The following is a 9,614-nucleotide window of genomic DNA, read 5'->3' as shown; positions in this document are numbered from 1 at the left end:
GGCTTGTCTAAGTCAAGATTGACACCCTTGCTAGCTTTCCCTTAGCTCAGCCTTACATCCCTCTGGTTTGGCTAAAATCCGCAGGAACCCTCGTGCCCAGTTTGGCTTGTCGAGCACCTTGGCTTAGCGAGCACGTAGAGGGAGGGAACAATCTTGCTTGCGCCAGTCGAGGGTCGTAAGCGATTTGAGTGGACGATGGGCAGCTCCCCGAGCGGAGGGTGAGCGGGTTTAGGAAAGCGGCAAGACGGCTTCCACGACCTCTTGGTCGGTCTGGAACTAGTGCCAGTAAGGCTTTGGGAGGCAGAGCTCTAGAAAAAAGCTAGAGTGAGGGGCTTGAACCCGCCCTCTCTGCATCGCCGTGGGCGCAGGTGGTTTGCCTAAGTGATAATCAGTGATAATCATAACTGGTGACGATTGGAGCAAATTAGCCGTGAAAGTTGCTTACGTATTCATTACCCCCCGCGGCGGCACCTACAAGCTAGGCCAGATGATCCTACCGCAGCTTGAGGCGGGAGTCCACGGCGCAGAAGTGGTGGGCATGTTCTTTTTCGACGACAACTGCTTTGTCTTGCGGCAGGGGGATCCCATCGGCGAGCGCCTGGCCCTGATTGCCGAAGCGCAAAACATTTTGCTGATGATGTGCGATATGTGCGCCCTGGAGCGCAACCTGGCGGAAGGGGAACCCAAGTGGTGCGACGCCCAGGGACGTGGGCGCAAGGAGCCGGGCTACTGCGTTCCCAAAAACGTGGTTAAAGGCGTGCAGGTGGGCTGCTTCCCCGACCTCTACGCGGCCTTGAAAGACAACCCACCTGACCAAGTGATCAGCTTGTAACAGGTCTAGCTGACGGCTACGGCCGCAGGCGGCTCCTGGCGGGGCTGAGAGCCAATCTTGCGGAAGACGAGCCGCTCGTTGGCCACATCTACTAGAATGCGGTCGCCGGGCAGGAACTCGTTTTCCAGCAGCTTGGTGGCGATGGGGTTTTCGATCTCCCGCTGAATCACCCGCTTCAGCGGGCGGGCCCCAAACATGGGGTCGTAGCCCAGCTCGGCCAGGTAGTCCTTAGCCTCTTCGGTAAGCAGGAGCTCGATTTGCTGATCCGCCAGCAACTGCTCCACCCGCCGCATCTGCAGACTGACGATCTGGCGGATTTGCTCTCGGGTGAGGGCGTGGAAGATGATGATCTCGTCCACGCGGTTGAGGAACTCCGGCCGGAAGTGCTGCCGCAACAGAGTCAGCACCTGGCTTTTCATCTCCTCGTAGCGGCTTTCGTCGCCCCCGATTTCTAGGATGAGCTCGCTACCGATGTTACTGGTCATGATGATGATGGTGTTTTTGAAGTCTACCGTCCTGCCCTGGGAGTCGGTGATGCGGCCATCATCAAGCACCTGCAGCAGGATGTTGAAAACATCGGGATGGGCTTTTTCCACCTCGTCAAAGAGCACCACCGAGTAGGGGCGGCGCCGCACCGCTTCGGAAAGCTGCCCGCCTTCTTCGTAGCCCACATAGCCCGGCGGAGCACCGATGAGGCGGGAGACCGAGTGTTTCTCCATATACTCCGACATGTCGAGGCGCACCATCGCCTCGGAGCTGTCGAAGAGGAATTCTGCCAAGGCGCGGGCTAGCTCGGTTTTGCCGACGCCAGTGGGGCCCATGAACAGGAACGAGCCAATGGGCCGATTGGGATCCTTGAGGCCGGCTCGGGCCCGCCGGATGGCTGCCGCTACTGCTGCTACCGCCTCGTCTTGGCCCACCACCCGCTGGTGCAAATGGGCTTCTAGGCGCAGCAGCTTTTGCTTTTCCGACTCCATTAGGCTAGTGACCGGGATCCCGGTCCAGCGGGAAACAATCTCGGCAATGTCTTCGGGCGTCACCTGTTCCCGCAGCAAGGGCTCGCCGTTGGCCTGCAGCTTGGCCAGGTAGGCCTCCTGTTCTTGGATTTGGCGCTCCAGCTCCATCAGCTTGCCGTATTTGAGCTCGGCAGCCCGATTGAGGTCGTACTTCTGCTCGGCTTGCTCAATCTGCAGCTTGACGGCGTCCCGCTCGGCCTTGAGGTTTTGCAGGCGCTCGATGGCCTCTTTTTCCATTTGCCAACGGGCGCTCAGCTCCCGCTGCCGCTCCATCAAGTTGGCTAGCTCCTGCTCAATTTTGCCCAGGCGCTCCTTGGAGGCGGGGTCATCTTCTTTCTTGAGGGAGAGCTCCTCCATCTGCAGTTGCATGATGCGCCGGTCAATCTCGTCTAGCTCGACGGGCTTGGAGGTAATCTCCATCTTGAGCTTGGCCGCTGCCTCATCCACTAGGTCAATGGCCTTGTCAGGCAAAAAGCGCTCGGAAATGTAGCGGTTGGAGAGAACCGCCGCTGCCACCAGGGCCGAATCGCTGATTTTTACTCCGTGGTGCAGCTCGTAGCGCTCCTTGAGGCCGCGCAGGATGGAGATGGTGTCTTCCACGGAGGGCTGATCCACATACACCGGCTGGAAGCGGCGCTCCAGGGCAGCGTCTTTTTCAATGTACTTGCGGTACTCATCCAGGGTGGTGGCGCCAATGCAGCGCAATTCACCGCGGGCCAGCATGGGCTTGAGCAGGTTGCCAGCATCCATGGCTCCCTCGGCGGCCCCTGCCCCTACCACCGTGTGCAGCTCGTCAATGAAGAGGATGATCTGGCCCTCCGATTCGGTAACCTCCTTCAGCACGGCCTTGAGGCGATCTTCAAATTCGCCGCGGTACTTGGCCCCAGCAATCAGGGATCCCATGTCCAAGGCAATGACCCGCCGGTTTTTCAACGACTCCGGCACATCTCCCCGGTTGATGCGCTGGGCCAGGCCCTCGACAATGGCGGTTTTGCCCACGCCCGGCTCGCCGATGAGCACGGGGTTGTTTTTGGTGCGGCGGGAGAGCACCTGAATGACCCGGCGGATCTCCTCGTCCCGCCCAATGACCGGATCCAGCTTCCCTTCGCGAGCAGCCTTGGTAAGGTCGCGGCCATAGCGCTCCAGGGCTTCGTAGCGGGCCTCCGGGTTTTTGTCGGTAACCCGCTGCTTGCCTCGCACTTGCTGAATGACGGGTTTAAGGCGCTCGACCGTCAAGCCCAGGGGTGCTAGAACCCGCTTGCCCACCCGCTCGTCGTCTAGGGCTCCTAGGAGCAGGTGCTCCACCGAGATGAAATCATCGCCATACTCTTTGCGAAACTCCTCGGCCCGATCCAGGGTCGTCTCCAGGCCGCGGCCCAGGTAGAGCTGATCCACCCGCGCCAATTTTGGCTGCTGGTTGATGAAAGCCTCGACGCGATCCCGCACCCGCCTTGGCTCAATGCCAGCCCGCTGCAGAATTATTGGGGTAAGGCCGCCCTCTTGGTCCAAAAGCGAGATAAGCAGGTGCTCGGTTTCCAACTGCTGCTGTTGGTGGCGTCGGGCTACATCCTGGGATTGAACCAGGGCGCTCCAGGCTTTCTCGGTAAATTGGTTGGGATTGGTGGGCTGCATAGGAGTTCGCAAGGTGTTCTCTCAATCCAGATATCGCCCATTGGGCCAAAGTTGGAGTTCGTAACAACCGTCCCTCGGGGGAGGGATCCCCGCCTCATTCCTCCTCTTCGCAGGGCCGTCCCTCGCCAATCACCGCCAGGTCAATCTGTTGGCGGTAGTAATCCACGTTCTTGACCTGCACCTCCACCCGGTCCCCAAGGCGGAACTGGCGCCGGGTTTTTCGCCCCACCAGGGCTTGTTTGCGGTATTCGTACCAATCGTTTTTCAAGGTGCTCACCCGCACCAGCCCTTCTGCCAAAATGGGGTCTACTAGCACGAAAAAGCCGTAGCTCTGGACGCTGACGATCAGGCCGGGGAACGTCTCCCCGAGGTGTTTTTGCATAAACTCGCACCGCTTCAAGCCCATCAGCTCCCGCTCTGCCTGTTGGTGGAGCTGATACCCCGCCTGGATTTTGGGCAGTTGCGCTTGGAGAAAGGCCTGCCACTCCTCCTGCACTTTTGGCGGCAGCACCTGCCAATCAAGTTGGTCGTAGCCGCTGGGGCTGTGCAGATCCACCACGGTTTTGGAGCGAGGGCTACGCCGATTGCGCCCTTTGCTTAGAGCCAGACCCAGAGCCCGCAAGTTGAGCAAATCGGCATAGCGGCGCAAAGGGGCAGTAAAAGAGGCATAGGGCTCTTTGAGACCCAGGCCAAAATGTCCAAGCGGCTCCTGCAGAGGCTGCAGGCAATACTCGACGGGGGGCAGAGTAGCCAACAGCTGGGCCACCAAGGCTGGGCTAGTCCCTGCGGCCAACACATCGGGGGCAGTGATGCGGGCACAGATCCGCTGCCAATCGGCCAGCGTTACCGTCTCCGGCTCCTGCAAGTTCAGATCCAGCTTCATGGCGTTGGCCAGGCGCAGGAAGTTCTGCAGGGCCTCGGCGGTGGGGGGCTTCTGCACCCGGGCCAAAGAGGGGATCCCCAGCCGGCGCAGGTGGTGGCCCAGAACTTGGTTGGCCAGCAGAAGAATTTCGGTCATCAGGGCGTGGGCGCCAAGGCGATCGCTAATCAGGAGGGGCCCGTAGCCGCTCTCGTCGGCAGAGTAGGGGGTGAGCAAGTCCAAAAGCGGCAGGTCGAACCCGCCGGCTTGGTGGCGCTTGACCCGCAGGATTTGGCTAAGACGGAGCAGGTTTTGCAGCAGGGCCATCAATTCTGGCACCTCCTCCTCGGGGCCAAGATCCGCAGCAGTGGCCAAAAGCGCCTGCACCTGGCCGTAGGAGAGGTGGGCCCGTGACCGCACCAGACTGGGGTGGATCTCGAAGTTCCGCACCACCCCCTCGGCGTCAATGGTGATTAGCAGCGAATAGGCCAGGCGCTCCTGCTGCGGCAAGAGAGCCAGGCGGCTATGCACTTCCGGCGGGAAAAGGGGCAGCACCACGCTATCCAGGTAAACCGTGGCGGTGCGCCGCTGCGCCTCCTGCTCCAGCGGGTGATCCGGATCCAGCCAGTGGGCCACGTCGGCAATGTGCACCCCTAGCAGCCAGTGGCCCTCTTCTTGCCGCTGCAGGGAGACGGCCACATTGGGCTCGAGGCCGTGGGGGTGCTGCAAGTCCAGCGGTTCTAGGGTGATGCAAAACCAATCCCGTAGATCCAGACGGCCCTTCTGGTCAGGGCGGCTTAGCTTTTTGGGCAAGGCTGCTGCCGCTTCCAACACCGCCGGGGGAAACTCCTGGGGCAGGTCGTACTTACAGCAGACCAGATCCACGTCGATAGAAGCCTCGGGACCATGGCCCAAAATCTTGCGGATGCTGCCCACCGGCGGCAGGTTGCCAAGGGGGTAGCGCTTCACCTCTACATAGGCCAGCCGACCCTCAGCCAGCTCAGAAACAGGCGCTGGGGAGGAGGGATCCGGCTCGCTCAAGACGAGCTCAAACGGCAGCCGGTCATCCAGGGGCACTACCCGAAAGCCTTCCTCCGTCTGCTTGAGACGGCCCACCAGCGTAGGGTTGGCCCGCTCCACTACAGCCACCACCTCTCCCTCGGGGCTGCGGCGGCGATTGCCTTCTTTGGTAATCCGGGCTATCACTTGGTCGCCATTCCACGCGCCATTGAGGTTGCTGCCGTGGATGTACACGTCCTCTGCCCCCGGTTCATCCCGAACGGCAAAGCAAAAGCCCTTGTTGGAGCAGCGCAACCGCCCCACGACCAAGGATTCATCCGGCTTACGCCGGTAGCGAGGCGGATCCCCCGCTCGTTCAAGAAACCCCGCCCGCACTAGTCCATCGAGGGCAATGTCCAGCATTGCCACTGCTTCGGGGTCAGAAGTTGGCACAAGGGCTAGCAGCGTCTCTCTATCGCTCCATTGCTCGGCAGGTTGGGAGAGAAAATGATGAAAAATCCGAGAGAAGTCCATTGCAGGGAAGCAGAGAGGAGCAGAACCTGCAAACTCAACGCCTTGAAGCTAGTCGCGGTGGCCCGTGACGATGAACGCCACCCGCTGGCCAATGTTGGTGCTGTGGTCAGCTAGCCGCTCCAGGTAGCGAATAGCCAGCAACATCAATAGGATAGGCTCGATGGATCCCTTGACGTCAGACTGCTGCGCCAACGTATTGTAAAGGTTGGTGTAATCTTCATCAACGGCGTCGTCCTCCCGCTTGAGTTGTCGGCCCAGCTCGGCATCCAATTCCGTCAGGGCCGCAAGACTATGGCTGAGCATTTTCTGGCAGCGCCGCATCATCACGCGAATGCGCCCCAGCTGGGGCGGCGGGGGGTAGAGAGCCAGGCGCAAAGCCACCTCAGCCAAGTCTTTGGCGTAGTCGCCAATTCGCTCCAGATCCCGAACCAGCTGCATCAAGGTGCTGATCCAGCGCAGATCCCGCGCCACTGGCGAGCGCAAGGCGATGAGGTCAATACAGTCTTTCTCGATTTGACGATAGAAGCGGTCGATTTGCTTGTCTTGGTCGATGGCCTGTTCGGCGGCAGCTAAGTTCTGTTCAAAGAGGGCTTGCTGAGCCAAGACCAGCGATTTTTCCGCCAGCGCCCCCATGCGCAGCACATCCTGCTGAATCCGCTTGATCTGAAGTTGCAGCTCAGCTTGCTCCATGGCTTTCTCCCTGGGAATAGCTGCTGTCGTTTGCAGCTTCCAGAGCCTGTAAATTTCATTTGTAGATCTTGATCATGGCAAACTTTTCTTGAGCAGTGGAAAACTGGCTCCCACTCTCCGGGCTGGAGGACAGGGATGAGCCGTCTCCCCATTGTCGTTTTGGACGATGACCCTACCGGATCCCAGACTGTCCATAGCTGCCTGCTGCTGACCCGCTGGGATCTGGAAACGCTCAAGTTGGGGTTACAGGATAGCTCGCCAATTCGCTTTATCCTCACCAACACGCGATCCCTGCCAGCGGCGGAGGCTGCCGAGGTGACGCGGTCGGTCTGCCGGGCCCTGAAGCAGGCCATGGGAGAGCTGGGGTGGGAGCGGGCCCTTTTTATCAGCCGCTCCGACTCGACGCTGCGCGGGCACTATCCCTTGGAGACGGATGTGATGGCGGCGGAGCTGGGGCCTTTTGATGCCCACTTCCTGGTGCCGGCCTTTTTTGAAGGAGGACGCATCACCCGCAACAGTGTCCATTATCTACGGGTGGAGGGCCGCTGGGTGCCAGTCCATGAGACGGAGTTTGCCCGCGATGCGGTGTTTGGCTACCACCACAGCTATTTGCCCGAGTATGTGCAGGAAAAGACCCAGGGGCGGATCCGGGCCGAGCAGGTGGTGCGATTGACTCTAGAGCAGATTCGCGCTGGCTGTCTGGAGCAGCTTTTAGGCCTAGGGGGGAATGTCTGCTGTGTGGTGGATGGAGAAACCCAGGCAGATCTGGATCGTTTTGCCCAGGATGTCTGGGCGGCCATAGAGCAGGGGAAGCGCTTTTTGTTTCGCAGCGCCGCCAGCCTCTTGACGGCTTTGGCCCAGTTGCCGCCGCAGCCGGTTCCGCCAGAAGAGATGGGGCAGTTTGTCCGCTCTGACCGGCCAGGGGTGGTGATCGTGGGATCCCATGTCCAAAAGACCAGCCAGCAGTTGGCCCGCCTGCTCCAGGAGCCAGGGATCCAGGGCATCGAGGTGGAGGTAAGGCGGCTCTTGGAGCCGGGGAAGGAAGCCGAGCTGCTGCCGGCAATCCTGGAGCAAGTCCACCGCGCCTACGGGCAGGGCCTGACGCCGGTGGTCTACACCAGCCGGGAAGAAGTGGGGTTTGACGGCGCCAACCCGGAGGCACGGCTGGCCTTTGGGCAGAGAGTTTCCCGCCTGTTGATGGCCATTGTGCAGGGGCTGCCGGAAGGGATCGGCTATCTCATCAGCAAGGGCGGCATTACCTCCAACAACATCCTCAGCGTTGGCCTCAACCTGCCAGCGGTGCGGCTGCTGGGGCAGATCTACCCAGGGATCTCCATGGTGCTCACGCCAGCAGACCATCCCCGCTTTCCCAACTTGCCGGTGGTGCTGTTTCCGGGCAACGTGGGCGAGGCGGATACGCTGGTTTTGATCTACCGTCGCCTCCGCAGCCGCGGCTTGGTCTAGCCTAGTCCTTCCCGCCATGGCTGAACTCGTCTCCCCACCTGAAACTCTGCCTGCCTTGGAGGCCTGGTGGGGATCCCTGCGGCAGAAACCAACGGTGCTGCCCCCGGCGGTGGTTCACTGCTGTTCTGAGAGCCTGGGCAGCCCCGATGCCGATGTGGTGATTGCCGGCGGCACCCTGGGGCTTCTCTTGGGAGCGGCCTTGGCCAAGCGGGGCTGGCGGGTGATCCTAATCGAGCGCGGCATCCTGCGGGGGCGGGAGCAGGAGTGGAACACCTCCCGGCGGGAGCTACAAGTGCTGTTGGAGCTGGAGCTGCTCACCCCGACCGAATGGGAGGCGGTGCAGGTGACCCACTACCCCCGAGGGCGCATTGGCTTTGGGGAGGGCCCTACCTGGTGGGTGGAAGGGGTGCTCAATGTAGGCGTGGATCCGGTCAGCTTGCTGGAGTTCCTCAAGCAGCACTTCCTAGACTGGGGAGGGCAGTTGCAGGAGCAAACTGGCTTTCTTGGCGCCACAATCCACCCCGACGGGATCCGCATCCAGACCACCACCGGCCAGCTCAGCGCCCAGCTCCTGGTGGATGCCATGGGGCACCGCTCCCCCATCGTGGCCCAGGCTCGCCAAGGGCAGCCGCCGGACAGCGTCTGTCTGGTGGTGGGATCCTGTGCCCAGGGGCTGCCGGAGCAATCCACGGGGGATCTGTTCTACAGCTTTACCCCAGCCCAGAACGGCTACCAGCCCTTCTGGGAGGCCTTCCCCGCCCGCGAGGGCCGCACCACCTATCTGTTTACCTACTGCGACCGGGATCCCCGCCGACCGAGTCTAGAGAGGCTCTGGGAAGACTACTGCCGGCTACTGCCTGCCTACCAGGGGGTTGAGCTGGAGCAAATCCGCTGGGTGCGCAAGCTGTGTGGCGTTTTCCCCGCCTACCGGCGCAGCCCGCTGCAACTGCCCTGGGATCGCCTTCTGGCAGTAGGAGACAGTAGCGGCAGCCAGTCGCCTTTGAGCTTTGGCGGCTTTGGGGCAATGTTGCGCCATCTGGATCGTCTGCAACAGGGGATCCACGAGGCTCTAGCCCAGCGGCAGTTGGATCGGCCGGCCTTGGCCCTGCTGCAGCCCTACCAGCCCAATTTGGCGGTAACCTGGCTGTTTCAGAAGGCAATGATCCCTCCTTTGGGAGAGGAAAACTGGGATCCCCATAGCATTAACCGCCTGTTGAGCAGGGTATTTGAAGCCATGGTTGCCGCCGGACCCCAGGTGGTGCAGCCCTTTTTGCAGGATGTGGTGCAGCTTGGCGGCTTGGCCCAGGCCCTGTGGGGGGTGATGAGCCGAGATCCGGCACTGGTGGCCGCGCTCCTGCCTCGGCTGGGGCTGCCGGAGCTGCTGGACTGGGTGGGGCACTTTGCCGCCCTTGGCCTCTACGAGCTCTTGCAAAGGCTAGCCGACCGCCTGGAAGTGGATCCAAAGGACTACTTCTGGAAACGGCGGCGAGAGGCCTGGCGCTACGGCTGCGGTCGGGATTACCTGTTCTGGCCGTACACCACCACCCCATAGGGTGGCACTTCAACGGGATCCCCTTGGCTTTTTGCC

Annotated in this window: 6 protein-coding genes; 3 read left to right on the top strand and 3 right to left on the bottom strand. The window is 61.3% G+C overall.

Annotated features, from left to right (window positions below; all coding sequences use genetic code 11):
- The first annotated feature begins 430 nt into the window (after positions 1-430).
- Positions 431-832: a SaoD/DsrE family protein gene (locus NW860_RS06440; RefSeq protein WP_414422795.1), complete on the top strand. Its 402-nt coding sequence runs from the start codon at positions 431-433 to the stop codon at positions 830-832.
- A 5-nt stretch (positions 833-837) separates the two neighbouring features.
- Here NW860_RS06440 and clpB read toward each other — a convergent pair whose 3' ends face one another.
- From clpB to phoU, 3 genes are all read right to left on the bottom strand, one after another.
- Entirely contained in the window at positions 838-3,480 is a 2,643-nt protein-coding gene (gene clpB, locus NW860_RS06435) for an ATP-dependent chaperone ClpB (RefSeq protein ID WP_414394818.1), read from the bottom strand.
- A gap of 94 nt (positions 3,481-3,574) precedes the next feature.
- Positions 3,575-5,791, bottom strand: a complete 2,217-nt coding sequence (locus NW860_RS06430) for a ribonuclease R family protein (RefSeq protein ID WP_414513150.1) — start codon at positions 5,789-5,791, stop codon at positions 3,575-3,577.
- A gap of 129 nt (positions 5,792-5,920) precedes the next feature.
- Entirely contained in the window at positions 5,921-6,562 is a 642-nt protein-coding gene (gene phoU, locus NW860_RS06425; protein WP_414394749.1) for a phosphate signaling complex protein PhoU, read from the bottom strand.
- A 135-nt stretch (positions 6,563-6,697) separates the two neighbouring features.
- Here phoU and NW860_RS06420 point away from each other — a divergent pair, with 135 nt between their 5' ends.
- Both NW860_RS06420 and NW860_RS06415 read left to right on the top strand, forming a co-directional pair.
- The gene (locus tag NW860_RS06420) at positions 6,698-8,026 is read left to right on the top strand and encodes a four-carbon acid sugar kinase family protein (protein ID WP_414421034.1); all 1,329 of its coding nucleotides are present in this window, start codon (positions 6,698-6,700) and stop codon (positions 8,024-8,026) included.
- Positions 8,027-8,042: 16 nt separating this feature from the next.
- Positions 8,043-9,578 (top strand): FAD-binding oxidoreductase, encoded by a 1,536-nt coding sequence (locus NW860_RS06415; protein WP_414513147.1) that lies wholly within the window; start codon positions 8,043-8,045, stop codon positions 9,576-9,578.
- Positions 9,579-9,614: the final 36 nt, after the last annotated feature.

It is taken from the genome of Synechococcus sp. F70.1, from assembly GCF_047502745.1.
GTDB lineage: Bacteria > Cyanobacteriota > Cyanobacteriia > Thermostichales > Thermostichaceae > Thermostichus.
This window is presented reverse-complemented; position numbering and strand designations above follow the sequence as displayed.

Excerpts from the sequence above, each read along its gene's own strand:
- clpB (WP_414394818.1), bottom strand. The coding sequence starts at position 3,480 with ATGCAGCCCACCAATCCCAACCAATTTACCGAGAAAGCCTGGAGCGCC.
- phoU (WP_414394749.1), bottom strand. The coding sequence starts at position 6,562 with ATGGAGCAAGCTGAGCTGCAACTTCAGATCAAGCGGATTCAGCAGGAT.
- NW860_RS06420 (WP_414421034.1), top strand. The coding sequence starts at position 6,698 with ATGAGCCGTCTCCCCATTGTCGTTTTGGACGATGACCCTACCGGATCC.
- NW860_RS06415 (WP_414513147.1), top strand. The coding sequence starts at position 8,043 with ATGGCTGAACTCGTCTCCCCACCTGAAACTCTGCCTGCCTTGGAGGCC.